The sequence below is a fragment of the Candidatus Microthrix subdominans genome, from assembly GCA_016719385.1.
Lineage (GTDB): Bacteria > Actinomycetota > Acidimicrobiia > Acidimicrobiales > Microtrichaceae > Microthrix > Microthrix subdominans.
Window position 1 is genome coordinate 252,338 of record JADJZA010000010.1, and the last position, 26,578, is coordinate 278,915.

Annotated in this window: 22 protein-coding genes; 11 read left to right on the forward strand and 11 right to left on the reverse strand. The window is 68.5% G+C overall.

Going from position 1 to position 26,578, the window contains the following annotated elements; translation table 11 throughout:
• Positions 1 to 147: 147 nt before the first annotated feature.
• The 3 genes from IPN02_18560 to IPN02_18570 all read left to right on the forward strand — a co-directional run bounded on the left by IPN02_18560 (position 148) and on the right by IPN02_18570 (position 2,465).
• Entirely contained in the window at positions 148 to 816 is a 669-nt protein-coding gene (locus IPN02_18560) for a hypothetical protein (protein MBK9298790.1), read from the forward strand.
• Entirely contained in the window at positions 804 to 1,766 is a 963-nt protein-coding gene (locus IPN02_18565; GenBank protein ID MBK9298791.1) for an STAS domain-containing protein, read from the forward strand. Before IPN02_18560 ends, IPN02_18565 begins: the two co-directional genes overlap by 13 nt.
• Positions 1,767 to 2,261: 495 nt before the next feature.
• A complete protein-coding gene (locus IPN02_18570; GenBank protein MBK9298792.1) occupies positions 2,262 to 2,465 on the forward strand; it encodes a hypothetical protein in 204 nt (67 codons plus the stop codon).
• A 954-nt stretch (positions 2,466 to 3,419) separates the two neighbouring features.
• Here the strand turns inward: IPN02_18570 and IPN02_18575 are convergent.
• Positions 3,420 to 3,653, reverse strand: a complete 234-nt coding sequence (locus tag IPN02_18575) for a hypothetical protein (GenBank protein ID MBK9298793.1) — start codon at positions 3,651 to 3,653, stop codon at positions 3,420 to 3,422.
• Positions 3,650 to 4,327 (reverse strand): sigma-70 family RNA polymerase sigma factor, encoded by a 678-nt coding sequence (locus IPN02_18580; GenBank protein MBK9298794.1) that lies wholly within the window; start codon positions 4,325 to 4,327, stop codon positions 3,650 to 3,652. The genes IPN02_18575 and IPN02_18580 overlap by 4 nt, the downstream gene beginning before the upstream one ends.
• Before the next feature lie 432 nt (positions 4,328 to 4,759).
• Between IPN02_18580 and IPN02_18585 the strand changes: the two genes are divergently transcribed.
• The gene (locus IPN02_18585) at positions 4,760 to 5,347 is read left to right on the forward strand and encodes a hypothetical protein (GenBank protein MBK9298795.1); all 588 of its coding nucleotides are present in this window, start codon (positions 4,760 to 4,762) and stop codon (positions 5,345 to 5,347) included.
• A gap of 176 nt (positions 5,348 to 5,523) precedes the next feature.
• Here the strand turns inward: IPN02_18585 and IPN02_18590 are convergent, their stop codons facing one another.
• Both IPN02_18590 and IPN02_18595 read right to left on the reverse strand, forming a co-directional pair.
• Positions 5,524 to 6,507 (reverse strand): alpha/beta fold hydrolase, encoded by a 984-nt coding sequence (locus IPN02_18590; protein MBK9298796.1) that lies wholly within the window; start codon positions 6,505 to 6,507, stop codon positions 5,524 to 5,526.
• Complete coding sequence (locus IPN02_18595) at positions 6,504 to 7,691, reverse strand: acyl-CoA dehydrogenase family protein (protein MBK9298797.1); 1,188 nt, start codon at positions 7,689 to 7,691, stop codon at positions 6,504 to 6,506. The genes IPN02_18590 and IPN02_18595 overlap by 4 nt, the downstream gene beginning before the upstream one ends.
• A 300-nt stretch (positions 7,692 to 7,991) precedes the next feature.
• Here IPN02_18595 and betB point away from each other — a divergent pair, with 300 nt between their 5' ends.
• Both betB and betA read left to right on the forward strand, forming a co-directional pair.
• The gene (betB, locus tag IPN02_18600) at positions 7,992 to 9,500 is read left to right on the forward strand and encodes a betaine-aldehyde dehydrogenase (GenBank protein ID MBK9298798.1); all 1,509 of its coding nucleotides are present in this window, start codon (positions 7,992 to 7,994) and stop codon (positions 9,498 to 9,500) included.
• An 88-nt stretch (positions 9,501 to 9,588) separates the two neighbouring features.
• Complete coding sequence (gene betA / locus IPN02_18605; GenBank protein ID MBK9298799.1) at positions 9,589 to 11,241, forward strand: choline dehydrogenase; 1,653 nt, start codon at positions 9,589 to 9,591, stop codon at positions 11,239 to 11,241.
• Between the two features lie 105 nt (positions 11,242 to 11,346).
• Here the strand turns inward: betA and IPN02_18610 are convergent, their stop codons facing one another.
• The 5 genes from IPN02_18610 to IPN02_18630 form a co-directional block, all read right to left on the reverse strand.
• On the reverse strand, positions 11,347 to 13,650 hold the full coding sequence (locus tag IPN02_18610; GenBank protein MBK9298800.1) for a hypothetical protein: 2,304 nt from the start codon (positions 13,648 to 13,650) through the stop codon (positions 11,347 to 11,349).
• A 167-nt stretch (positions 13,651 to 13,817) separates the two neighbouring features.
• Positions 13,818 to 14,735, reverse strand: coding sequence for an SDR family NAD(P)-dependent oxidoreductase (locus IPN02_18615; GenBank protein MBK9298801.1), 918 nt, complete (start codon positions 14,733 to 14,735; stop codon positions 13,818 to 13,820).
• Positions 14,736 to 14,807: 72 nt separating this feature from the next.
• Positions 14,808 to 16,508: a hypothetical protein gene (locus tag IPN02_18620; GenBank protein MBK9298802.1), complete on the reverse strand. Its 1,701-nt coding sequence runs from the start codon at positions 16,506 to 16,508 to the stop codon at positions 14,808 to 14,810.
• Positions 16,505 to 18,118: an FGGY-family carbohydrate kinase gene (locus tag IPN02_18625; GenBank protein MBK9298803.1), complete on the reverse strand. Its 1,614-nt coding sequence runs from the start codon at positions 18,116 to 18,118 to the stop codon at positions 16,505 to 16,507. The genes IPN02_18620 and IPN02_18625 overlap by 4 nt, the downstream gene beginning before the upstream one ends.
• Before the next feature lie 43 nt (positions 18,119 to 18,161).
• Positions 18,162 to 19,790, reverse strand: coding sequence for an acyl-CoA synthetase (locus IPN02_18630; GenBank protein ID MBK9298804.1), 1,629 nt, complete (start codon positions 19,788 to 19,790; stop codon positions 18,162 to 18,164).
• Positions 19,791 to 19,912: 122 nt separating this feature from the next.
• On the opposite strand from IPN02_18630, the gene IPN02_18635 reads away from it, so the two are divergent.
• From IPN02_18635 to IPN02_18645, 3 genes are all read left to right on the forward strand, one after another.
• Positions 19,913 to 21,067, forward strand: coding sequence for an acyl-CoA dehydrogenase family protein (locus IPN02_18635; GenBank protein MBK9298805.1), 1,155 nt, complete (start codon positions 19,913 to 19,915; stop codon positions 21,065 to 21,067).
• On the forward strand, positions 21,064 to 21,879 hold the full coding sequence (locus tag IPN02_18640) for a class I SAM-dependent methyltransferase (GenBank protein MBK9298806.1): 816 nt from the start codon (positions 21,064 to 21,066) through the stop codon (positions 21,877 to 21,879). Before IPN02_18635 ends, IPN02_18640 begins: the two co-directional genes overlap by 4 nt.
• A gap of 150 nt (positions 21,880 to 22,029) precedes the next feature.
• Positions 22,030 to 22,287, forward strand: coding sequence for a hypothetical protein (locus IPN02_18645; protein MBK9298807.1), 258 nt, complete (start codon positions 22,030 to 22,032; stop codon positions 22,285 to 22,287).
• Between the two features lie 18 nt (positions 22,288 to 22,305).
• Here the strand turns inward: IPN02_18645 and IPN02_18650 are convergent, their stop codons facing one another.
• Positions 22,306 to 24,081 carry a hypothetical protein gene (locus IPN02_18650; GenBank protein MBK9298808.1) on the reverse strand — a complete coding sequence of 592 codons (1,776 nt, stop codon included), beginning with the start codon at positions 24,079 to 24,081 and terminating at the stop codon, positions 22,306 to 22,308.
• A 195-nt stretch (positions 24,082 to 24,276) separates the two neighbouring features.
• Here IPN02_18650 and IPN02_18655 point away from each other — a divergent pair, with 195 nt between their 5' ends.
• Both IPN02_18655 and IPN02_18660 read left to right on the forward strand, forming a co-directional pair.
• Positions 24,277 to 25,209 carry a hypothetical protein gene (locus IPN02_18655; GenBank protein ID MBK9298809.1) on the forward strand — a complete coding sequence of 311 codons (933 nt, stop codon included), beginning with the start codon at positions 24,277 to 24,279 and terminating at the stop codon, positions 25,207 to 25,209.
• On the forward strand, positions 25,206 to 26,360 hold the full coding sequence (locus IPN02_18660; GenBank protein ID MBK9298810.1) for a polysaccharide pyruvyl transferase family protein: 1,155 nt from the start codon (positions 25,206 to 25,208) through the stop codon (positions 26,358 to 26,360). Before IPN02_18655 ends, IPN02_18660 begins: the two co-directional genes overlap by 4 nt.
• Here the strand turns inward: IPN02_18660 and IPN02_18665 are convergent.
• Positions 26,357 to 26,500, reverse strand: coding sequence for a hypothetical protein (locus tag IPN02_18665; GenBank protein ID MBK9298811.1), 144 nt, complete (start codon positions 26,498 to 26,500; stop codon positions 26,357 to 26,359). The genes IPN02_18660 and IPN02_18665 overlap by 4 nt on opposite strands.
• Positions 26,501 to 26,578 lie beyond the last annotated feature (78 nt).

The following is a 26,578-nucleotide window of genomic DNA, read 5'->3' on the forward strand; positions in this document are numbered from 1 at the left end:
CCCCGGCGGCGGTAGGTTCATCTGGTGACCGCGCTTACAAAGGAATCTCGCCGGCCACCGTTCGCGGCCTCAGGCACCCTTGGCGCGGCTCTCCGGCGTCGTTTCAACCGTTCGACCCTGCGCGGAGACCTCATTGCGGCGCTCGTCGTGACGGCCCTGATGGTGCCGCAGTCCCTCGGTTATGCCGCGCTTGCCGGCGCGCCGGTCCAGGCAGGCCTCTACGCCCTGCCGTTGGCGCTGTTTGTGTACGCCTTTGTCGGATCCTCCCCCCAGTTGATCGTGGGGCCGGTCTCCACCGTCTCGGTGCTGACCGGGTCGATCGTCGCGTCGCACGGGGCGAAATCCCCCGAGGAGGCGCTGGCGCTGGTGACGGCGTTGGCGGTCGTCTCGGGGCTCATCCTGATCGTCGCAGGGCTGCTCCGGCTCGGTTGGGTGGCCGATTTTCTTTCCAAACCAATCGTGACGGGCTTCGTGTTCGGTTTGTCGATACTGATCGTGGTGGGCGAGATCCCCACGTTGCTGGGGTTGCCCCGCGGCTCTGGAAACTTCATTGACAGGATCAGTGGCATCGCCGGACACCTGGACGAAATCCAACCCCGAAATGCAGCGGTCGGCGGGGTGGCCCTCGCTGTGCTGTTCCTGGGACCTCGCATCAACAAGGTGGTGCCCTGGGGTCTGATCGTGGTCGTCGGCGGGCTGGTGATCGCCCGGTTCGTCGACTTCCCGGCCGCGGGGATCGCCGAAATCGGCAAGGTGCCGGGCGGCCTGCCGGGCCTCGCCGTGCCCGACCTGTCCCTGCCGAGATGGGCGGTCTGATCACCAGCGGTGCCGCCCTGGCCATGGTGGGCCTGGCCGAAACCTTGAGCGCTTCCCGACTGTTCGCTGCCCAGAACGGCTACCACATCGATGCCAACCGTGAGTTCATCGGCACCGGGGCGGCCAACGTCGCCGCAGGATTTTCCGGCGGGATCGGTGTGGGCGGGAGCCTGTCGAAGACCGCTGCGGCCGACAACAGCGGAGGCCGCAGCCCGCTGACCAGCCTGGCCACCATGGGCTTGGTCATCTTCGTGGTGTTGTTCTTCGCCCCATCGTTGGGTGCTTTGCCCCGGGTGGTCTTGGCGGCCGTCGTCGTTCATGCGGTGTGGCCGCTCATGGACCTCAACTCGATCCGCCGCTACAAACGCATCCGCCGAAACGACTTTGTGGGATCCATGGCGGCGCTCGTCGGCGTGCTGGCCCTGGGCACCCTGTACGGGCTTCTGGCGGCCATCGCTCAATCGATCCTGGGCCTGATCTATCGCTCTAGCCGGATCGAAGTCGATGTGCTGGGCAAGGTGCGCGAGGAGAAGGCGGCGTGGGGGTCGGTCGACCGCAATCCCAAGAACCGCACCGTGAGCGGCATCCTCGTGCTTCGGCTCACCAAGCCGGTGTTCTGGGTGAACGCGGCCGCCGCAGTTGATTTGATCACGACGGAGATCGAGGCCGAGCCCGGTACCGATGCCGTCATCATCAACCTGGAGGCCACCAACCAGCTCGACACCACCAGTGCCGACGCGCTGGCGGAGTTGATCAAGCACCTGCATCGACACGGGATCGACGTGCATCTCGTCAGGGTCATCCACGGGACCCGGAATGTGCTCGAAGCTTCGGGCGTCCACGAGATCCTCGGACCGGATCACATGTGGCGCACGATCTCCCAGGGCGTCAGGGCCGCGAAACGCGCCCGCAAGGCGAGGAGAGAAGCCGAGGCGGCCGCCAGCCCGTGAGCATCTGACTACGGATCAGGAGGTTGGGGGGGGCGGTCAGAGCACGGCCGTGCTCGACCAGAACCGAGGGTGATCCTCAGGGGGGGGGGGGCCTACCACTTGCCGAATCCACCGGTTTCGCGATTGCTACGTCTTCGCCCACGGCGACCGTTCGTGTGTCTCGCCGAGGGACCACGGGACGGCAAGGTTCGGCCTCCTCGCCGCTGCCGGGCTTTGCGATCACACCAGGTCCCTCCATGCACGGTGGACGGCGGACACGTCCGATCTTCGACCCCCTGAAGGTCGAAGAAGTTGGGATGACCGATTGCTTGGGCACCCTTATGGCAAGAGTCCGGTCGGTCGACGCCACAGCCTGGTCCTGCGAGCTCCTGCTCGAGTACCGGAATCCGTTGGCATCGGGACCATTGCCGACCAGCGGGTTGGTGGCGACGCGTCCGGGGTCCTCATCGTCAGAAGCGCCTCGACCTCGTCCGTGGCGGTCGCCATGGAGTAGTCGTGGCGGTTTCTGTCGAACCCTTCCACGAAGAACGCCGGCCTGTGCGAGGGCATCACACTCTCACGGACTGGCTCTACGACGGGCTGCAGCGCTTGGCCGGGCGTGGCGACGGGTCCCAGGCAAAGCTCACCTCGGTGCCCGTCACCCACGGCGAGGTAGCAGGTGCCGGAGCCCAGTTTGTCGCCATCACCACCAACCTGTAGCCAGGAGGCGGAGCACACGCCATCGGAAGCCGGATCTGGGCGTTCGACCCGGAGGAGTCTCCGGACTCCGCTGCGTTGTCAGCATCGACTGGGGCACGCGGTTGACCCTGGCCAGACAACGCCGGCGTTGGCGCCTACGCCTGCTGCCCGAACTCCCCGAACTCGCTCATCGGACCCGCTTGAGCCTCGTTCCCGGGCTTCCGCACCTCTGTACGGTCTGACACCGCAGCCGGGTCTGGAGAAACAATTGTTCGAAGCTGGTTCTCCGACGGTGGCATCACCTCCAACCTGCCGGTCCATCTCTTCGACCGTCCTCTGCCGAACTACCCGACCTATGCAATCAACCTTGGGAGCAGCCCCGATGTCGCCACGGATCCGAGCGGCTCCGATCGATCGCCCAGTCCCGATTTCGTCCACCCTCGATCTGCTCGCATCCAGACACCCCAAGCTCGACCCACCGCACCCCAGGTTCAGGAACGCATCTGCAGTCCGGCTGGGGAGGCGAGGAGGGTTCTCGGACGTCGATGGGTAGCGCCCTTAGAGGTCGCTGTCATCGTCAACCTCTTCGATGCGCACCGCTTCCGACACCGGGCTGGCAGCCGAAGAGCCAACAGGCCGCCACCGCTGGACCCGTCTTCAGTACCAATGGGCCGCTCTGGCAGGCCAATGGCGCAGTACCAACGTCGGTCACCCCCTCGGCGAGGACGGCAGGGCAGATGGGACCGGCCTCGGCTAGGAGCGCTCAGCCAACAGCTTTCACCGAGATTTGACCGAAGCCCAACATCGAGGTGCGCCATCTGGCGATCCATGACTCAAGGAGGCTAACCCAGCTCGGCGACGCAGCAGGAGTAACCCGCCTGAATATGGCAGGCTGGCAGGAACCCACGTGAAGTCCGGACCGGGGCCGCCAGGGCGCCTCGCGATCCGGGCGTCCGCTCGAGAATGCTCGAACTGTCAGTTGGTGTCGGCGAGCAGAACGCGCATCGATTCCACCTCTTCACGACAGACCTGGCAGCCGGTCAAGTGCGCCGTCATGGCCGGCAGCCACTCGAAGTCGGTCGTCGCCGAGCAGTCGAGGTACTCATCGAGGTGCTCAAAGCACTCGTCGCATGACATCCACGGACGGGCATCCACCACGAAGCGCTGGGCCTGTTCGTCGGTGAGGTGGGGGAGAGGTCTGGAGGTCATGAGCTCACCTGTACTGCGATCGGACCGCCGAAGTAGCCCGCTGCGGTGAGGTGGGCACGAAGGCGGGCCCGGGCTTCGAAGACGGTTTTGTAGAGAGCATTTCGGTTGGTGCCCATCCGCTCGGCAAGGACGTCGATCGGGATCCCCTCGACGAGCAGGGCGACGGCCACTTTGCGTTGGTGCGGGGTCAGGACCGTCTCGATGGCGGATTCCACGGCTCGGGCGAACTCGAGGTGCTCGACGTGTTGCTCGGGGGAGGTGAAGGCGCCGGCAAACTCCGGGAGGTTGTCGAGGTTGACCTCGCGATGGCGCCACATGTTGCGACGCACTTCGTTGGAGGCGTACAGGATGCCGAACTTGTAGGCCCACGTCGTGAACCGGCTCCGCCCCTCGAAGGAAGCGAGCTTGCCAAGGGCCGCCACGGTGGCCTCGTCCGCCGCCTGCTTGACGATCTCGTCCACCCGGACGCCACCGATGACCGGAAGGTCCGGCGACATGTAGGACACCTGGTGATGGGCCGCCTTGGTCATCAACTCGTGGAGCCTCCGCACCGCTGCGTCGTAGGCGGGACCGGTGGCGAGCAACAACTCGGGCCACACCTGATTGGAAACGTCGGCCACCGGGACGGCTGGAGCGGGCGAGTCGAGGAGTTCGCTGGCAATGCGTTCAGGCACAGGCACTCGGTCCTTGCTCCACGTTGGGTCCTTGCCACCAGTATCACCGAACGGACATCGACCCGCAACGGCGAAAGGACGGCCGGGGTGTGCGGTTCGGCTCAGCAGAAAAGTCGGTGCAACGCGGTAAGAACCTGCCGAGGCGGCACACCTACTTGTTGTGACCAACCGAACCCACACGATGTTCGAACCGCACATTGGCAGTGGGCAGCGACTGGCCTGCGACCGGAATTCGTTCCGGCGCCCAACGAGAGAAAAGGACCTCCACTCATGAACATCCATCGTTCCAACCGCCAGCACGACTCACATCGCCAAACGCCACGTCGGCTCGTCGCTCTCGGCGCCGCCGCCGTCTTCTCAGCGAGCCTGCTCGTCGGTTGCCAAACCGGCCAGACCAGCGCCCCGACGCCGACAGATCCAACTTCCACCACGGTGACCACGACCGACCCCATGCCGATGCCGCCCGGAACCCGGAACGCTTCGGAGAACGCCCTCTACCAGGGCATGCAGACCCTGTGGATGCAGCACATGGAGTGGACGTACGCAGCCGTCGCCGCCTTTGCGGTCGACTCGCCCGGGTTCCCGGCCACCGCCGACCGGCTCCTGCAGAACCAGGTGGATATCGGCAACGCCGTGAGGCCCTTTTACGGTGACGCCGCTGCCGACCAGCTGACGACCCTGCTCCAGGAGCACATCTCGGGAGCCGTGGCCGTGCTGACCGCCGCCAAGGCCGGTGACTCGAACGCCCTCAACCAGGCCGTGACCGCTGAGTACGCCAACGCCAAAGCCATCGGCGACTTCCTGGCCGACGCCAACCCGACCAACTGGCCGAAGGCCGATATGGAAGCCATGATGGCAACCCACATCGACCAGACCCTGGTCTATGCCACCGACATGCTCCAGGGTGACTACGCCCAGGCCATCGCCAACTACGGCCTGGCTGAGGCGCACATGGTGGAGATGGCCGACATGCTGAGCGCCGGGGTGATCGCCCAGTTCCCGGACCAGTTCAAGGCCTAGCAGCAACAGCTCTCCCCAACGACCCGGGCCGACCTGCGAGCGCTTCGCTCCCAGGTCGGCCTGCGTCGCGTACCGACGGCAGCCGCGGTTCCGCCGGTCACTGGCAACACCCGCGGAGTTGTGATCGGCCACAGCAAAGGCACCCGCAGTCGATCTGGGTGGCTTTACTGCACCCGCTAGGACGTAAAGCCACCCAGATCGAGCATGGGTGCGATTACTGCGGCGTCGCAGTCAGGCCGGCAACACGGCGGTAGCGATTGAGGCGGCGATGGCGTCGGGCACCTGCATGGGGCCGAAGTGGCCCAGGTCGGGGTGCGGTTCGAGCACGGCGCCCGGGATGTGATCGGCGATGTGGCCGGCGAAGCCCGATGGGGTGAAGGCCTCGACACGCCCCAGTGCCACGGTGACCGGGTGTTCGATCGAGGGCACCTCGTGCCAGAACGAGTGCCTCGATCCCTCGACGTAGGTGCGGGACTCCACCTCCGGTGCGCAGCGCAGCGTGATTGCACCATCCGGCGCGTCCGAGCCGGCATCGACGGGGCCGAACCCCAGGTGAGGTAGGCCTCCATTGCCGCCGCCGAGAACACGTTGAGCGGCGCCTTGGTGGAGAAGTTGGTGCGGGCTGACACACGGTCGTCGAACGTTGCCCGGCGGCGCAGGGCGCCGATCGCCAGCGGGTTGTCCTCGGGGTCGGGCAGGTCGATGCCGGGAGGGAGGTCAAACTCTTCGATCGGCGGAAAGATGATCGGCTCGTAGGCCCAGATTGCGGTGAACAGCTCCGGTCGGCGTGCGCTCGCAGCCAGCACGGCGGCGCCACCCATCGAGTGTCCGGCCGCACCGACAGGCTGACCGGTGGCCTCGACGATGTACTCCGCGGCGGCGATGGCATCCTCGGCGACCCGGGTCCACACCATGTCGTCTGGTGTGGCGGGGGAGTGGCCGTGGCCCCGAAAGTCGACCGCCCAGCACGAGGCCTGGCCGGTCAGATGGGCGGCCACCGGCTGCCACAGGCCACCGGCGAACCCGGTGGCGTGGGCGAGCAACAGGGGCGGGCCCTCGCCGCCGAGGTGCCACAGCCCCAGCTCCAGGCCATCGGCCGACGTAATCGTGGCGGTCGGGTGGCCGGGCTGGGGAGGTCCGGCGGTGGTGGTGTTGCTCACGAAAACGCCGCCTGGCCGGTGATCGCCTGGCCGAGGATCAACGTGTGGATCTCATTGGTCCCCTCGTAGGTGTACACCGACTCCAGGTTGTTCATGTGGCGCATCACCGGATACTCCAGCGTGATGCCGTTGGCGCCCAGCACGGAGCGTGCGGTGCTCGCCACCTCCCGAGCCATGGCGACGTTGTCCATCTTGCCGAAGCTGACGTGCGGGGTCGCCAGCGTGCCGGCGTCCTTCATGCGCCCCAGGTGAATCGCCACCAGCGTGCCCCGCTGGACTGCCACCATCATCTCGACCAGCTTGCGCTGGGTGAGCTGGAACGACGAGATCGGTCGATCGAACTGCACCCGATCGTTGGCGTAGTCCAACGCCGCCTCGTAACAGGCCCGGGCGGCGCCGCAGGCACCGAAGAGGATGCCGAAGCGGGCCTCGTTGAGACACGACAGCGGCCCCTTCATGCCTCGGACGCCGGGGAGGGCTGCGTCGGCCGGCAGCCGCACGTGCTCCATGACCAACTCGGAGGTGATCGACGCCCGCAGCGACAGCTTCTTGTGGATCTCCGGCGCCGAGAAGCCCGGCGTGTCGGTGGGGACGACGAAGCCCCGCACGCCGTCGTCGGTGGCTGCCCACACGACGGCCACGTCGGCGACCGAGCCGTTGGTGATCCACATCTTGGTCCCGTCGAGGATCCAGTCGCCGCCCTCGACCTGGCGGGCGACTGTGCGCATCGACGACGGGTCCGACCCCGAGTCCGGCTCGGTCAGCCCGAAGCAGCCGATCGCCTCGCCGGCCGCCATCGCCGGCAGCCAGCGCTGCTTCTGCTCCTCGGAACCAAAAGCCCAGATGGGAAACATCGCCAGGCTGCCCTGCACCGACACGAAGCTGCGAGCCCCCGAATCGCCTGCCTCCAGCTCCAGGCAGGCCAGGCCGTAGGCGGTGGCGCTGGTGCCGGCACAGCCGTAGCCCTCGAGGTGCATGCCGAGCAGGCCGAGCTTCCCGAACTCGGTGGCCATCTCCTTGGGAAAGGTGCCCCGCTCGTACCAATCGGCGACGTCGGGCAGGATCTGGTCGCCGACGAAGCGCCGCACGGTGTCGCGCAACAGCACCTCGTCGTCGTCGAGCAGGGCGTCCAACGCCAACACGTCGCTCGGGTTCACCTCATGGGACAGCGGTTGGTGGCTCATAGGTCGCAGCGTACCGGCGACCCCGAGCCCGGGTCGGCCTCCCGACAGACACTGGGTAACCCAGATCGCGACGACGGGGCCGACCCCTGCTGGAACCGGTCCCGTGGTCGCTTCGTGGATCCCGCCACGATCTTGTTGAAGAAGATAGTGCGGTTTGTTGGGGCCTGGGCATCGGGGAGCTGCTGCCGGAAGGCCGCCCGTGGGCGTGCGGCTGAGTAACGGGTGGTGGGCCACTGTGGCGGCCGCCCCAGCGGACCCGACCAACGAGCGCGTTTCCCCAGTACCGGTAGGGTCGACCCCATGAGCGATGCCTCCGCCGAGCCCCCCACGACCCCCCCGAGCGAGGCTCGGCTTCGGTCGGAGGCCGAGCTGTACGTCGACGGGCGGCGGACAGCGGCGACCTCGGGCGAGCGGTTTCCGACGTTCAACCCCGCCACCGGCGCGGTGCTGGCACAGGTGCACCAGAGCAACGACGCCGATGTCGACGCAGCCGTCGCCTCGGCCAAGGCGGCGTTCCCCGGCTGGGCCGCCCTCACCGGGGCCGAACGGGGCAGGATCCTCAACCGGGCGGCTTCCCTGCTGCGCGAGCGCAACGACGAGCTGGCCCGTATCGAGGTGGCCGACACCGGCAAGCCCATCGCCGAGGCGTCGACCGTCGACGTGATCTCGGGTGCCGAGGCGGTCGAGTACTTCGCCGGCGCCGCCGCCACGCTCACCGGCGAGCACGTGACGCTGGGCGACAACTTCGCCTACGTGCGCCGCGAGCCGCTGGGTGTGTGCGCCGGCATCGGCGCCTGGAACTACCCGATCCAGATCGCCTGCTGGAAGTCGGCCCCGGCGCTGGCCGCCGGCAACACGATGGTGTTCAAGCCCGCCGAGCTGACCCCGCTGACCGCGTTGGAACTGGCCGAGATCTACACCGAGGCCGGCGTGCCGCCCGGGGTGTTCAACGTGGTGCAGGGCGACGCCCGCACCGGTCGGGCGCTGGTGGCCCACCCGGACGTGGCCAAGGTGAGCATCACCGGCGAGGTGGGGACCGGCAAGGCCGTGATGGCCGCCGCCGCCGAGACCCTGAAGGCGGTCACCCTGGAGCTGGGGGGCAAGTCGCCGCTGATCGTCTTTGACGACGCCGACGTCAACAACGCCGTGTCCGGGGCGCTGATGGGCAACTTCTACACCCAGGGTGAAGTGTGCTCCAACGGCACCCGGGTGTTCGTCCAGGCCGGCATCCACGACGAGTTCGTCGCCAAGCTGGTCGAGCGGACTGCCAGGATGGTGGTCGGCGACCCGATGGACCCGGCCACCGACGTTGGCGCCCTGATCAGCGCCGACCACCTGGCCAAGGTGAGCGGCTACCTCGATGCCGGGCGGGACTCGGGCGCCACCGTCGCCGCGGGCGGCTGCCGGGTGACGGACGGGCCGCTGGGCGACGGGTACTTCGTCGAGCCGACCGTGTTCACCGGCTGCTCGGACGACATGACGATCATCACCGAGGAGATCTTCGGCCCGGTGATGGGCGTGCTCGCCTTCGACACCGAGGACGAGGTGGTCGCGCGGGCAAACGCCACGCCTTACGGCCTGGCCGCCGGCGTGTTCACGCAGCAGTTGGCCCGTGGCCACCGTGTTGCGGCCGCGCTGCAGGCCGGCACCGTGTGGATCAACAACTACAACCTGACCCCGATCGAGATGCCCTTCGGCGGCGTGAAGCAATCGGGCATCGGCCGGGAGAACTCGATGGCGGCCTTCGAGCACTACACCCAACGCAAGGCGGTGTACGTCGAGACCGGCGACGTCGAGGCGCCCTACTGATGGGCGCGCTGAAACAAGGCGAGCGCTACGAAGGGGCGGATCGAACCGAACAGCACGAAAGGACGGGCCGATGATGCCGCGCAACGACATGACCGACGTCGAGACGACCAACTGGGACTACGTGATCGTCGGAGGCGGCTCGGCCGGTTCGGCGCTGGCCAACCGGCTGTCGGCCGACCCGGACAACTTGGTGCTGGTGCTCGAGGCCGGACGTCCCGACTCCAAGTGGGACGTGTTCATCCACATGCCGGCAGCCTTCTCGTTCCCGATCGGCAGCCGCTTCTACGACTGGAAGTACGAGACCGAGCCCGAGCCCCACATGGGCGGCCGTCGGGTGTACCACGCCCGCGGCAAGGTGCTGGGCGGGTCCTCGTCGATCAACGGCATGATCTTCCAGCGGGGTAACCCGATGGACTACGAGCGCTGGGCGGCCGACCCTGGCATGGACACGTGGGACTACGCCCACTGCCTGCCCTACTTCAAGCGCATGGAGACAACGCTGGCGGGCGGCGACGAGTTTCGCGGCGACGACGGTCCGCTGATCCTCGAGCGCGGCGACGCCGACAACCCGCTGTGCCAGGCGTTCCTCGAGGCGACCGCCCAGGCCGGCTACCCGCGCACCAGCGATGTCAACGGCTACCAGCAGGAGGGCTTCTCCGAGTTTGACCGGAACGTGCATCGCGGCCGGCGCCTGTCGGCGGCCCGGGCCTACCTGCACCCGGTGCTCGACCGCCCCAACCTCACCGTGCTCACCCGGGCGTTGAGCACCGGCATCGAGTGGAACGGCACCCGGGCCACCGGCGTCAGCTTCACCCACGGGCGCCGCCACCACACGGCCACGGCCAACGAGGTGATCCTGTGCGGCGGGGCGTTCAACTCGCCCCAGCTGTTGCAGCTGTCCGGCGTGGGGGAAGCCGATCACCTGCGCAGCCTGGGTATCGACGTCGTCGCCGACGTGCCCGGCGTGGGCGCCAACCTGCAGGACCACCTCGAGGTGTACATCCAGCACTCGTCCACCCAGCCGGTGTCCATGCAGCCGCACCTGGCCAAGTGGCGCCGCCCGTGGATCGGCCTGCAATGGCTGTTCCGCAAGGGGCCGGCCACGTCCAACCAGTTTGAAGCGGGTGGGTTCGTCCGCAGCAACGACGACGTTGCCTACCCCAACCTGATGTACCACTTCCTGCCGCTGGCGGTGCGCTACGACGGCACCACCCCGACCAGTGGCCACGGATACCAGGTGCATGTGGGGCCGATGTACTCCGACGCCCGCGGCACGGTGAAGGTCACCTCGACCGACCCTCGCAAGCACCCGGCGATCCGGTTCAACTACCTGTCGACCGAACAGGACCGGCGGGAGTGGGTGGAGGCGATCCGGGTGACCCGCAACATCCTCGGCCAGGAGGCGTTCGGCCCGTTCGATGGCGGCGAGCTGTCACCCGGGCCCGACGTGGTCACCGACGAGCAGATTCTCGGCTGGGTGGCCAAGGACGCCGAGACGGCGCTGCACCCGTCGTGCACCGCCCGCATGGGCACCGACGACATGTCGGTGCTCGACCCCGAGACGTTGCGGGTGCGGGGCACCGAGGGTCTGCGGGTGGTCGACGCCTCGTCGATGCCGTACGTGACCAACGGCAACATCTATGCGCCGGTGATGATGCTGGCCGAAAAGGCCGCTGATGTGATCCTGGGCAACGAAGGCCTGGCCCCGATGACCGACGTCGACTGGTATCGGGCCGGCTGACCCCGAGCGCGACACTCGCCGACCGGAACCCGGTCGGCGAGTGCAGGTGTTTGGCGCCCCCCGACCTGATCGGTCGGACGTCAGCGCCTCAGTTGTGGGTGGGGGTCAGGGACAGGTGTTGATGTCGATGCACGTGGCCTCGGGCGGCGCTGTCAGTGACCAGCTGGTGGTGAAATCGGCACCACCGTTGAGCACCAACTGCAGGCTCGAACCATCAGCACTGCCGGAGACGGCGCCATCGAGCAGGCCGGTCAGCGTCACGTTCTGGTCAGCGTTGACCGATACCTCGCGCGGACCGATAACCGGCGGAAGCGGAAGCTCCTGGGGGACCGGCGGTGGGAGGAAGACCGGGGCGGTGACGAAGTCCGTGCGCACGGTGCCGGAGAAGTTGTTCGTTCCCGCCACTCGGCTGACGTCTACGCAGAGGGTGTTGTCAGCGAAGACGGCCGGCACGAGCGTGGGACCCACGATGGGCACGACCAGGACCGGCGGCACGTAGTTCATCGAGGTGCCACAGCCGTTGATGCCGTCGACCCGTCCGGACGGGGTGGTCGTGAACGCATAGCCACCCTCGAGGACCGGCCGTCCAGTTGCTGCGAATGCCCCGTTGGACAGCGAGACGTCGTAGGTGGGCGCGCCGGTGGCGGCGACCCGGGTCGTCGCGGTGGCCGACTTGTCCGGCCCGCCCGGATTGACATCGTTGCTGTTGGTGAGCGCTGCGGTTGCCGTCACGGTCGGGCTTGTCGGGGCAGCCACGTCGACCTGGATGGCGAAGCCGGGTGCAGGACTGGTCAGCGAGGTGACCCCGACCCCATTCGATCGGGTGCACGTGACCTCCTGTCCGGCGGCGCTACAGATGAAGCGGTTGTTGCCGAGCTGGAGGGTCGGGTTGGTGAACCCGCGGTAGGTGACGCCCTCGGGAAGCGTGACCGTGACGGTCGGGGATGCCGACGTTGCCGTTCCGACGTTGTCGACCGCAAAGTTGTACTGGTTGGCTGACAGCCCGGTCCCCTCCCGGAAGTACAGGTTGGGCGTGAGTTCGGCACCGTTCATGGTGAGCCCGACCTCGGGTCCCGGGGGACTGGCGTTGATGGTGGTGTCGGTGGACTGGCTCGCCGAGTTGGCGGAGCCGACAGTCGCCGAGACCCTCAGAGGAACCCCAGGTGTTGTCGCCCGCACCCGGAGGTCGATGCTCTCGGGGGAAACGGGGAGCACCACTCCGGCGAGGCCTCCGACGAGGTTCGGCCGAAGTGATGCAGCGATGCTGCTGTTGAGGGTGCAGCGCAAGCGGCGCTGTACGGCCGGAAGCGACGTGCAGGTCGAACCGTTTCCGGCACGCACGTACTCGAGTCCCGGTGGGAGGTCCACCGTCGCAGCAACAGGGCCGACGGTGGATCCACCTCGAGGGCTGATCTCGACCGGCAGGGTGACCTCGGCGCCGCTGACCACCCGCGATGGCGGGTTCAGCGACGGGCTGATGTTGGAGGGGTTGTTGGCGAAGTAGCTGAGCGGTGGCTGTCCGGCCGCTGGGGCCTCGGGTGCGTAGTCGGCTGCAGAGAAGTTGAGGGTGTACGTCAAACCATTGGCGAGCGCACCCGTCACTCCGCCGACGTCCAGTGATGGGATCCTCAGACCGAGCAGCTCGCTGCTCAGGCTGCGCCAGGGGGCGAGCCCGTTGCTGAACACGGGTCCGCGCCAGTCCACCGTCAGCGGAACTCCGCCCTGAAGTGCGGGGTCGGTCACGGTGATCGTGCCGGTGAAGAGGGTGAGGTTGGTCCGCTGCAGGTCGGCGAGCACGTGGGTGCTCCCGACCGATGCATCGATCTGGAGTCTGTCCGCACCGCCGAGACTGCCGGCCGGATCAGCTGTGATCGACACGTCGCCCGAGCTGACGGTGCCGCCGTTACGCATCGACAGGGCACCGGCAACCTGGACGAACAGCTGGTCACCTTCGATGGCTGGTGTGACGGTGACCTTGCCGAGCGCTTCGTCGTTGGCCGGGTTCACGTCCCCGTCGGAGCTGATCGCCACGTACACCTGGGCGATGAGGGTTGGGCCTGCTACGTCTGCCGTGACGCTGATCTTCGGAAGCGCCTGACCCGGCTGAACGTCGGCATCGTCGATGCGACACGTGGCCTGGGCAGCATCGTTGGTACAGGTCCACCCGGTGCCGGCCGCTGCGGTCACCGTTTGGCCGGGCGGCACCACGACGGTGGCGGCGACCGGGCCGGTCGTCGCTGCGGTGCCGACACTCGACACCGTCGCGTCGTAGGTGACGGTGGAACCGATCGTCGCTCCCACATTGTCCGAGACCGCGACGCTCAGGTCGACCCCGTCGGTCGGCGGCACCATCGGGGCACAGGCAGCAGCGGCGACCACCGCAAACGCTGCCAGCGTCCACGTCGCCATCCTTCTGCGTCGGCGTAAACGTACGCCGTGCCTGATATTCGACATGCCCCAACCCCCCAAGCCCCAACGATCTGTCAGCGGCTAGCGGGGAACCTAATGACGGCGCGGACGAAAGACAAGGTTGGATGTGAATGGCGGCCAGAATTCAGCCGCTGGTCATCGCCATCTCAGTCCTCGGACGGGCTGAACAACGCCAGCAGCTTGCCGAGTTCGCCGGAGGGGTCGGCAAAGATGTCGTAGTTGGAGTCGTCACGAATAGCGTCGAAGTTGTCGCGAACGTCCTCGACGGTGTGACCGGGGGAGAACCAGCCCTCGGTCAGCCCGACGAAGTAGCGGGCGACGTAGCCGCCGGCCACCGAGAACACCTCGCCGGACACCGGCACGTCCTCGTGCGCCAGGAATGCCACCGTCGGAGAGATCGCCTCGGGTGCCATCAGGTCGCCGGCGGCGCCGAAGAGTTCTTCGGTCATGCGGGTCTTGGCGACAGGGGCGATGGCGTTCACCTTGATGTTGCGCTTGGCGCCCTCGTTGGCCAGCACGCGCGTGAAACCGACCAGGCCCATCTTGGCGGCGCCGTAGTTGCTCTGGCCGAAGTTGCCCAGCAGACCCGAGTTGGAGGAGGTGTTGACGATGCGGCCGTAGTTCTTCTCCCGCATGATCTTGTAGGCGGGCAGGGTCGTGTAGAAGGCGCCCCGCAGGTGCACATCGATCACGGCGTCGATCAGGTCGGGGGTCATGTTGTGGAACGTCTTGTCCCGCAGGATGCCGGCGTTGTTGACCACGATGTCGACGGTGCCGAACGCTTCGACCGCGGCGGCGACGATCGCTTCGCCGCCCTCCGGGGTGGCGACCGAGTCGGTGTTGGCGATCGCCTCGCCGCCCAGCGCCTCGATCTCGGCGACCACCTGGTCGGCGGGCCCGTCGGCGTGGCCGTGGCCATCGAGGGAACCGCCCAGGTCGTTGACGACGATGCGGGCGCCGCGTCGGGCCAGCTCGAGGGCGTGCTGCCGGCCCAGGCCGCCGCCGGCGCCGGTGATGATTGCCACCTTGTTGTCGAAACCGAGATCAGCCATGTGTTGCTCCAAGTGCGTAGACGGGGTCGGGTTGAGGCCCACACACTACCGACGGCCCCGCCACCGCCCGGAAGTCGCAGCCCCTCAGCCCCCGGGCAGCGCATCGGGGTCGAGCACGTCGGCCAGCAGCCAGTCGTCGCCCGGTGCGGCCAGGACGAACACCGAGGTGAAGGCGGCGCCCCCGCCCGCCGCGTCGTCGACGGTGCCGCCGGCGATCACGCCCAGGCTGGGCAGCGCCTGTGGGCTGTCGCTGGTGCGCACGATCGTCACCTCGGCCTCGCCGAGGGTCACCCGCTGGCCCGGGGTCGGCGGGACGCCCTGGTCGGGGTCAGCCTCAGGCGCCACGGGTTCCGCCCCCGGCTGCCCTGCTCCCGGCAGCCCCGTATCCGCCTGCTCAGACGTCGACGGCGAGGCGTTGGGCGGCGCGACGTCGCCAAGCGACGAAGGGTCGAAGACGGCCGTGGCGGCTGCGAGCCGTGGTCCGGTCAGCGCCGAGGGAAGTGCTGCGGCCTCGCCGGCGTCGATCGACTCGGCCTCGATCATCAGGTCGGCGGCCAGGTCGGCGACCACCGTCTCGGCCCGGGCCTGATCAAACCCGGGGATCACGTCGGCGACCGCCGGGTCGAGCGATACCTCGGGGAGGTCACCGATCAGCGCAGCGACGTCGGGACGCTCGACGTCGACCCCCGTCGGGCTCTGGCCTTGGCCAGTGCCCGCACCGACCAGCAGTGTTGCGCCGCTCACCAGCGCCACTGCGGCCAATCCGGCGAACGCGGGGCGGGGGTGGGCCGGGCTCACCCGCCGGGCGATGTGGCGCGCCGCACTCCGAAGGGTGTCGTCGCCGGCGCCGGGCTCGGGTGCGAACCGCTCGATCAGCGGACGGGACGCACACACCAGCGTGAGAGCGCCGAGCAGTGCCACCTTGGTGGCGAACTCGGTGCCCTGGGCCGCCATCAACGCGGCTGCGGTGAGGGCAACCGCCACCCCGTACACCGCCCCGCCCACCCGACCCTTGGCGGCTGTGGGTGGGTCGGTGATCATGAAGAACAGGAAGATCAACAGTTCGGGCGAGGCGACCACCACCCACCACCAGGCCCAGCCGGTCACCGGGCCGACGTGCCAACGGGCGGTCATCGAGTGGCCGGAGAGCGCCACCACCGCCGTCGCGGCCCCGTAGGTGATGAGAAACGGCCACACGATGCGGTGCAGCCGCAGGCGCCTCGTCATCGTCAACCCGCCGATCACGATCACGGCGTAGGTGAGCGCCAGGCCGGGCGACCAGGGGCCCCACCACAGGTCCTGGGGGTCGGCCAGGCCGGACCCGAAGACCAGAAACGCCACGACCAGCGCAGCGTTGGACGGGTTGAGTAGCGGGCGGCCACCGATGCGGGTGACGTACTTGGACAACACCGCCACCGCAGCGGTGGCGGCAAAGATCGGCCAGCCCCTCGTGCTCCACCAGTCCCCGTGTTCGGTGCCCGGCACCCGCATGATCAGTGCGACGCCGTTGCCGGTGAGCAGGGCGGAGGCAGGCCAGGCGATCACCCCGCGTTCCCAGGCGGTCAACACGAGGTCGAGCCCGCCGGCGACGCCCAGGGAGATGAGGATCTGGGCGATCGACAGGTTGAAGCCGAGCACGGTCTGGCCGAGGACCTGGACGCTGATGATGATCGCTGCGACCACCAGCCGCGGGTCGCCCCGCCGGGGGAGCAGCACCGGGTAGGTGCGCCCGAGCAGCCCGACCGACGGGCCCAGGTGGTCGCCCACCCCCACCTGGGCGGTCATCGCAGCTTGGCCAGCCGCGAGTACATCTTTCCCTCGATCTTGTGCAGCTTGACGAACTCGGCGTACATGCCGTCGTAGACCCGGCGGGTCGCCGGATCGGGCCGGAAGACCCGCTCGACGGGCACCGACGATGCGATGTCGTCCTCGCCGATCAGCCCCAGCGACATGCCGGCGAACAGGGCAGCGCCCCGCACGGTGGCCATCAGCGGTTGCTCGATGCGATGGATCGGCCGATTCATCACGTCGGCATGGATCTGGCACCACAGGTCGGACACGGCGCCGCCGCCCACGCCCCGCAGCTCACCGAAGGACTCCCCGAGGAACGATTCCGACGCCTCGAGCAGCCAGCGCGCGTTGTGGGCGACGCCCTCGAGCACCGAGCGGACCAGGTCGCAGCGGGTGGTGGCGAGCGACAGCCCGTGAAACCCGCCGCGCAGGTTGGCGTCGGCCACCGGCGAGCGCTCGCCGTTGAGCCACGGGGCAAACAGCACGCCGCCGCTTCCGGGCTCGGCGGTCGCCGCCGCATTCACCAACTCGGTAAACGATTCGACGGTCGGGCTGGTCAGGCCGTCGTCGGCGTCGATGAGCACGCCCTTGACCCACTCCAAACACACCCCGGCGGTGTCGTGGTTGTTGGCCAGCACGTAGCGGCCGGGCAGCGCGGCGGGCACGGTGGCCATCATCTTCAGAATCGAGGTCTTCTTGGCCGGGGCGTGGCAGCCGATCCAGGCCGAGGTCGAGATCGACACGTGGCCCTCGTAGTTGCCGACCGCACCCGATCCGAGCGTGACCGCATGCAGGTCGGGGATCGCCGTCAGCACCGGCAGGTCCTTGGGCAGCCCCATCGCCTCGGTCACCTCGGGCAGCACGGTGCCGACGATCGAGCCCATCGGCAGCATCGGTGGCAGCTTGGACAGCGGGGTGCCGGACAGCTTGACCAGCCGGTCGTCGTACCCGGCCTCCTCGCCGCGGTTGTCGGTCAGCCACGACAGGGCCATCGACAGCCGGGAGGCGGCCACGCGGCCGGTGAACCGGGCGTTGAGGTAGTCGAGGGGCTCGACGAAGGCGTGGGTTTGCTCGTAGAGCTCCTTTTGGTGTTCTGCGATGTAGAGACGGTGGCCCAGCGGGTCGTTGCCCTCGGTGCTCGGTACCCCGGCCGACCGCCTGATCCAGGACGCCGCCTTGGTGGGCCCGAGCCCCTCGACCGCCAGGCGGCCGCCCACCTGCTTGGCCGCCAGGTCCGCACCGCGGGTGTCCATCCACAGCATGCAGTCGCCGACCGCGTTGCCATGATCGTCGACCGGCACGGTGGAGCCCCACTGGCCGGTGACCGCGACGGCCACCAACGCTGCGGTGGCGTCGGGGTGGCTCCGGGTCAGCTCGGCGGCGCCGTCGGTGACCGCGGTCCACCATTGGTCGGGGTTCTGGACGGCGGTGCCGTCGGCTGCCACCTTGGGCTCCACCCGGCGGTAGACCGACCCGACGATCGAGCCGCCGAGTGACACCAACGCGATCTTGGGCCCTCCGGTGCCCAGGTCGACCGCCAGCACCACCGGGTCGACTGCCGGAGCGGGGGTCTCCGGGGTGCGCTCTGGGGTCGCTTCGGTCACGTTGGTGCTCCGTTCCACCGGTCGCTCGGCGGGTGAGGGTGGATCATGTGGTTGAGGCGGTCGCCTGGTCGGCGGCGTAGGCCTTCCATCGCTTGTAGTCCACCTTGGCATTGGGGGCGCGGCCGATCGTGTCGACCGACAACACCGCCCGGGGGGCCTTGTAGCCGGCCAGGTGCTCCTTGGTGTGGGCCACCAGGTCGTCGGCCGAGATCTCGGCGCCTTCGACCGGCTGCACCACCGCGGCGATCGTCTCGCCGAAGCGGTCGTCGGGGACGCCGACGACGACGGCGTCGTACACGCTCGGGTGGGTCTTCAGCGCCTCCTCGACCTCCTCAGGGAACACCTTCTCGCCGGCGGTGTTGATGCACACCGACCCCCGGCCCAACAGGGTGATCGTGCCGTCGTCCTCGACGGTGGCCCAGTCGCCGGGACAGCTGTAGCGCCGGCCATCGATCATGATGAACGTCGCCGCCGACTTGGCCTCGTCCTTGTAGTAGCCGAGCGGCACGTGTCCCCCGACGGCCACCCGCCCGATCTCCCCGGAGCCCGGCTCGACGTCGCGTCCGTCCTCGGTGACCACCCGGGCGTTGGGGCCCAACGCAAACGAGGCGGTGCTGGAGGCAGAGTCGCCGGCGGACACCGACTGGCCCAGCCCGATCGCCTCCGACGAGCTGAAGCTGTCGACCAACAACATGCCCGGGTGATGGGCGAGCAGGCCCCTTTTCGCCGACTCGGACCACATCACGCCCGACGAGGTGATCAGCACGACCGAGGTGATGTCCCAGCGGTCGGGCGCCCCGTCGAGGGCGGCCACCATCGGCTTGGCGAAGGCGTCGCCGACGATGGTCAGCGCCCCCACCTTCTCGGCCTCGATGACGTCGAGCAGTTCCTCGACGTCGAAGTGGCGGCTGGGCAGCGTCACGACCGACCCTCCGCTGGTCAGATACATGTTGGCGGTGAACCAGCCGGTGCCGTGCATCAGCGGGCAGGCGAGCAGCCCGGGGGCGGCGTTGGCCCCGATCCCCTCGAGGGCGGCGTCGTAGCCCGCGGTCTCGCACTCCTCGCCGAGGACGGGGTTACCGGTGGAACACAGGGCCCGGATCAGGTCGTCCTGGCGCCACATCGTGCCCTTGGGCATGCCGGTGGTGCCGCCGGTGTAGATCATCAAGATGTCGTCGCCGCTGCGTCCCCACTCGGCCACGGTGCGGGCGTCGGTGGGCGTGGCGGCCGCCTGTTCGTAGGGCACCGCCCAGTCGGGACACGGCCCTGACCCGTCGTCGACCCACAGCCAGGTGGTCACGGTTGGCACACGGTTGCGCACCGCCTCGACGCGGTCGGCGAAGGTGCCGTGAAACACGACCGCAACCGCGTCGGCGTTGTCCCACAGGTAGGCGAGTTCATCCTCGACGTAGCGGTAGTTGGTGTTCACCGGGACCAGCCCGACCTTGTAGCAAGCGAAGGACGTCTCGAGGTACTCGGGACAGTTGTGGAGGTAGATCGCCACTTTGTCCTGGTGGCGAACCCCCCGGTCGAGCAGGTACCGGGCCAGCCCGTTCGCCCGGCGATCGAACTCGGCCCAGGTAATGCGTCGCTCGCCCTGTACCTGAGCGTCGGCTTCTGGCCGCTGTGCCGCAATGCGTTCCCACAGCTCGGCGAAGTTCCATCCTGCCATCGTTGTCCCCCAACAGTTCTCGGCGTCTCAGCGCGCCAGCATAGATGCGAGCGTCGATTGCGGCAGCGGCCGAAAGGCGACCCGGTCGAGGGGCGGGCGGTGGGCGACGCTACGGTTCGCCCATGGACTTTGCGCTCCCGGGAGAGGACGATGCTCGGCGTCGGGCGGTGCGGGACTTCCTGGCCGAACACCCCAGGCCGACGGGGGCCCAGCTGGGCCAGGCCGGGCTGATGGTGCCCCACTGGCCCGAGCCGTGGGGGCTGGGCGCCGACCCGATCCATCAGCTGATCATCGACGAGGAGTTCCGCGCCGCCGGCGTGAAGCGGCCCTCCAACCCGATCGGGCTGGGCTGGGCCGGGCCGACGCTGATCGAGGCGGGCACCGACGAACAACAGCAGCGCTGGCTGCCCGGCCTGGTGTCGGGCGAGGACCTGTGGTGCCAGCTGTTCTCCGAACCGGGCGCCGGGTCGGACCTGGCGGCGTTGTCGACCGCTGCGGTGCGCGACGGCGACGAGTGGGTGATCAACGGCCAGAAGGTGTGGACCAGCCTGGCCCACCACGCCCGTTGGGGCATCCTGATCGCCCGCACCGGGCCTCCACCAGGAACAGAAACACCCGGTGCAGGTGGCGCATCAAAACACACCGGCATCACCTACTTCGTGTGTCCGATGGATGCCCACGGCATCGAGATCCGGCCGATCACCGAGATGACCGGCGCCCACACGTTCAACGAGGTGTTCCTCACCGACGTTCGGCTGCCCGATGCCTACCGGGTGGGCGACGTCGGCCAGGGGTGGGCGCTGGCCAAGATCACGCTGGCCAACGAGCGGGTGTCGCTGTCGGCCGGCGGCGTGCTGTGGGGGCAGGGGCCGCAGACCGAGGCGTTGTACGACGAGGTGCGGGCCGCCGGCGGGGTGGCCGATCCGGTGATGCGCCAGCGCCTGGCCCAGACCTGGATCGAAGGCGAGGTGCTGCGGCTGATCCGCATGCGCACGATCTCGGCGGTGGTCGCCGGCAAGAGCCCCGGGCCGGAGGCGTCGGTGCGCAAGGTGCTCGCCGACGAACACGGCCAGGCGGTGATGGAGCTGGCCAAGGACCTGGCCGGTCCGGCGGGCATGCTGACCGACGGGGGACCGTTGGGCCGCCCGGTGGCGCTGTGGCACTACGGCTACCTGTTCGCCCGGGCGCTGACCGTCGGCGGCGGCACCGGTGAAGTGCAGCGCAACATTCTGGGCGAGCGGGTGCTGGGGCTGCCCCCCGATCCGGGCACGTCATGAGCGCCGACCCGTCGGTGCAACGGTTCCGCCGGCCCGGCCCCACGGCGGGAACATCGACGGTGCTGCGCCCGGCGCCGCGTGACGGGACCGCCGAGCCGGCAGTGGTGGCCATCCACCGCAGCGGGATGGTCACCGACGCCGAGGGAACCGAGTACCCGATCAGGCCGATGTCCATCCTCGAGGGCGAGGGCCGGGCCATCCACGATTTCATGGTCGGGCGGGGCTATTCCCAGAGCCTGGAAACCGGCATGGCCTATGGCGTGTCCACGCTGTGGCTGGCCGATGCGGTGGCCAGGGTCGACGGCGGTCACCACATCGCCATCGATCCGCGACAGGTGAGCGGCTACCACTCGATCGGCACGCTCAACGTTGAACGCGCCGGGCTCGACGACGTCGTCGACACCTACGTCGAGTTGTCGGAGTACCGGCTGCCCAAGCTGGCGGGCGCCAAGACCAAGCTCGACTTCGCGTTCATCGACGGACGACACCTGTTCGACTCGGCGTTGATCGACTTCTTCTACGTCGACCGCATGCTGGAAGTGGGCGGTGCGGTTGCGCTGCACGACCTGTGGATGCCGAGCCTGCGCAAGCTGGCCGGGTTCATCCGCCAGAACCGCAACTATCGGCTGGTGCACGTCGACTCTTTGAGCGAGGTGGGTCTTCCGCGCCGGATGTACAAGGTGGCCAAGCGAGTGGCCAACGGCTCGCTGGGGCGTGACCGGTCGGGGTTTCGGCTTCGGGCCGAGAACCTCTGCGTGCTCGAGAAGGTCGGTCAGGACGATCGACACCACGAGCACTTCGAGCCGTTTTAGCCCGAGGGGATCTCAGCGCCGAACGACCACTGCCAAACCCGCTGCCCGTTCGTGTGTGCAGTCGTTGTCTCGAAGGGCCACGCTCCTCATGGCTACAGTTGGTGTGGCCGCAAGGCCACCGACACCCCACCGAGTTCGAGCGGAGCACCCGTGGCACCCAGAATCATCACCCCGGCAGATGAGGCCCGCGACATCGTCAAGAACGACGTCGTCGAGTTGATCGAGGATCTGCCCGGTATCCCTGCGGGCACGCTGGGCAAGGTGATGATGGTCACCGGGTTTACCTGGGTGCGCTTCAACGTGCTGTTCACCAACGGCGTCAACATCGGCCAGATCGATCGCGCCAAGCTCCGGCTGTTGACCAAGGACGAGGCCAAAGCGGCCCGCAAGGCCGTCAGAGCGGCCTGATCGTCCCCTGCCCAGGGGTCATTTCTCGTTCGGGCGGACGTACACCTCGAACGGCGGGTGGGCCACTCCGAGCCCAATCGGCTGCCAGCGGGCGCAGCGCGTCCACTCCGCAGCCACCCGGGCGGCTGCGGTGCGCTCATAGGTGACGAGCAGCGGTGAGCTGACGATCACCACGTCCACGTCGGAGTCGGTCAGCGCAGCGAACGGCTCCTTGCGTCGGTCGCGGGGCAGCGACGTCATCCAGTAGGCGTCGGCGTCGACCGGTGCCTCGATGCCCGGTGTCATGGCGTACAGCGCCGGCATGAACGGAACGACCGCCACGGTGTCTCCGGTGCGGATGCACGACGTCGGTGCGTCGCCGGTGTTGGAGGCGGCGACCTCGTCGTTGATGAACGAGGCCAGCACCCCCGTCTGCCGCCTCGTCCAGGCGTTGTTCAGTCGAGGTTCGGCGGTGTGGTCGACGGCGACCACCTGCACGGCGAGCACCAGCACAACCCCCACGGTCAGCGTGACCTTGGGAATTCTCGCGGCGTAACGGTTCCACAACCGATCGCTGGTCATGGCGATCGCTCCAAACATGAACGGCACGACCGGCAGCAGATATCTGGTGTTGGCCGATGACAGGGCGTTGCCACGCAGCGCCCCTTGAAGGAACAACACCAGGGCACCAAGCACGATGGCTCCGAGTGCACTGCGCGCCAGGCGCGCCGGCTCTCGACCCGCTCGACGAAACAACCCAAAGGCCACCGCGACGGTGCCCCACAGCACTGCGGCCTCCAGCACGGTCATCGCCACGAGCCCATAGCTGGGGTCCATGAAGCTGACCGGCCGTTCGGTCGTGAGCGGGTTCTGCAGGGTGTTGGCGATGCCCTTGAGGTAGTCGGCCTGGAAGATGCGGGTGGCGTAGTAGTCGGAGAGTTCCTTGGTGCCGGGGACGAAGCGACCGACCCACACCTGAAAAGCGACAAGGCCCGCCACCAGGCCCGCGCCGACCGCACCGATGGGGGCGAGGCGTTTCAGCGTGTTTCGTCCGTAGCTCACCAGTGCTGCTCGGCTTGGACGGCCGCCGAAGTCCCGCAGGCGAGGATCGCCAGGTTCGAGCCGTTGCGACAGGTAGAGCATGCAGGCCAGATGCCCCGGCAAAAACGTCGGCTTGGCGATGGCGACGGCGAAGGACACCGCCATCAACAGCCAGGCGGATGACCGACCGTCCAACACGCGTCGGGCAGTCAGCAGCAGCGCCACGCCCGCGGGGATGGCCAGCACATCGTTGGTGACGAACGAGTTGGCCATCACGAAGCCGGAGGTGCCGACGATGACGAGCGTGGTTGCCGCCGCGATCGCCGGCGACACCCGCAGCCGGGCGCCCAGCCAGAGCAGCGAGGCGGCGGACAGCACCGTGAACATCAACCCGGCGACGCGATAGGTGTCCACCAGCGGGTCGAGGTCGGTCAACTTGTCCACCACTTTGGTGGCCAGCGCCAACGGCAGGTAGTAGACGGGCGTGTGCTGGGCCTGCTGAGCAGCAAACTGGCCGTCCGACTCGACCAGCTTCTGAGGGGAAAAGCACTCGTAACGAGCTCCGGAGGGGTAGCCGGGGTTGAGGGCGCTGCCCCACACCCGATACCGGTCGCAGCGGATGGTCGACGACAGCCCGGGGCTCATCGTGTCGTCGTGGGAGGCCAGGTGTCCCTGTCGCAGCTTCTCGGCGTGGGTGATGTGGGCGCCCTCGTCCAGGCCCATGCCCGGCACCTGCAGCGCGATGAAGCCGATGAACGCCAGGACGGCAAGCATCGTGGCGATCCACACGGCCCACGATCGCCAGTGGCGCAACGTGTGTGATGTCAACCGGTCACGCACCCGCGATCTCCACTCTTGCCGGTTTGGGGGCCCCGGCGGCCCGCTGGAGCGATCGTCACGGTAGTCGCGTTCTCCTGGTGCGCCGTGCGAGGTTGAAGGTACCGCAGCGAGGAGGGTTAGCGTGAGGACGTGACGCGCCTGTCTTCAAGCTCGGCGTGGCGGTCCAGGTTGGAATGGACCGCCGGACGAGCGGTCGCAACGCTGGGTGCGTGGTCCAAGCGCCTGTCGGCCATTCCAGGGGTGCGCCCCGCTGCGGCCGCCGCGGGCACCCTGCTCGTGGTCCTGGTTTCCTGGCGGGCCTGGCAGGGGGCCCAGTTCGATGATGTGTCGGTGCCGGCCCTCATCGCGGTGGCGGTGTTGACCGTTCCGCTGGTACTGGCGGCAGACGGGGCTGAGTTCGTCATCCAAGGGGCCATGGTGGGGGTGGACCTGCCGCCGGTCGAGTCGGTGCGCCAGGTCAGCCGGGCCAACGTGGCCAACCTGTTGCCACTGCCCGGAGGGCCGGTGTTGCGTCACCGCGTGCTGGCCTCTCGGGGTGCTCCTCAGCGTCCCGCCGCCCGAGCCCAGCTGATCACGGGGATCTGGTGGCTCGCCAATGGCTTGACCGTGTCGGGGTTGGCATTGATGGCGGTCGCAGACCGGTGGTGGGTCGGAGGCTTGGGGGTGCTCGGCGGCGCGACGTTCGCGGTGATCGGCTGGACGGTTCGCCCGCGGTCGGCACTCACCGTCCAGATGGGTTCGCTCATGGCGGTCGAGCTGGTGAAGGTGGTGGTGGGAGCGACTCGGTTCTGGCTGATTGCGTTGCTGCTCGGCGCGGAGTTGGGGTGGCTCGGGGCCATGTCGACGGCGTTCACCGTCCCGGCGGCCGCGGCGCTGGGAATCTTCCCGTCGGGCATCGGCGCACGCGAGGCGCTGGTCGGCGGGGTCGCCGAACTGATCGGTGCCAGTGCGGCACTGCTGTTTCTCGCCGCCACCATCGAGCGGGTGGTGGCCACGGTGGCGATGCTGCCGGTGCTGGTCTGGGCGCTTTGGGGCAGAAGCCGGGAAACGGCCTCCCAGTGACGCCCACCGGAGATCCTCGACCGTGTGGACCCTCGACGGATCGCTCGAGGTCGCGCCGAACCGGTGATGCGAAGGTTGCCGTCGCCGGCTGGATCGGTTCGACCAACCTGGGAGATGAGCTGATCGCCCGGGCCGTCTGTGGCCAACTGGCCGATCTCGGAGCCGAACCGGTGGCGATCACCATCGATCTGGAGCGCACGGACGGCCTCCTTGGAATCGCCGGCGTACAACACCACCGGGTTCGGGACACCCCCGGCCTGATCCGGATGCTGCGCACGGTCGACGGAGTGGCCTTCGGCGGGGGAGGCCTCATCCAGGATGAGACCGGCCCGCTCAACCTGCCATTTCACCTGGGTCGGCTCGCACTCGGCCGGCTCCTCCACCTGCCGTGGGCCGGCGTCGGCCTGGGCGTCGGCACCGTCAGCCGCCGCACCGGCCGCCAGCTGGTTCGACGGATGATGGTCGGTGCTCGGGCGATCACCGTTCGTGACCCGGCCTCCCAGGAACGGCTTCGGAGGCTGGGGATCGGCTCGGACCTGGCCGCCGACCCCGTCATCGCCTGGGACGGGGTCGAGGATCCCAGCATCACCGATGAGGTGCTGGCGGTCTCGGTGCGGCGGCCCAACCTGCCCGGACAACGAACCCTGTCGACGGCCCCGCCGCTCGACGACGCTTGGTTGGGTCACATGTCGAGCGCCATCGAAGCCGTGGCCACCGATTTGGGGCTCGGGGTGAGGTTCGTTGCGTTCGAGGCGGACCAGGACGGCGAGCTTCACCGACAGCTGGCGGAACGGATCGCGGTCGACAGCGAACTTGTGGAGCCGACCGTCGACACCGTCCTGGGCGCCGTCGGCCGAGCCCGTGCCGTGTTCACCATGCGATATCACGGCGCCGTCGCGGCGTTGCTCCACGGCCGTCCGGCCATCCTGGTCGACTACTCGCCCAAGATGGGCGACCTTTCAGACGACCTGGCCGGGGCCATGCCGGCGCTCCCGGTTGGAGTGCCACACGCTGAGGGAGCGGTCCGGGCCATGCACCGTGCGGTCTCCCGGGCCGGGGAACTCCCGGATCATCTGGAACGACTTGTGGCCCGCGAGGCCGCCAACTCCGTCGCCCTCGGCCGCCTCCTGGCGCCCGCCGGACACGATTAATCGACCTTTTCGTTCAACTCCACGAGCCGGTCGACCACGATGCTGCTGGGCGTGACCTCGGGCCGGGCAGCGGGGCGTCGGTACCGGTCGGGGTCGGCGGTGACCTCATCGACCAGCCGAGCGTCGTAGTTGGTGAGCACGACGTTGTGCCCCAGGCCCTCATCGCGTTCGGTCGTCGCCCGCCACAGCAGCGTTGGAACCCCGAGGACGGCGCACTC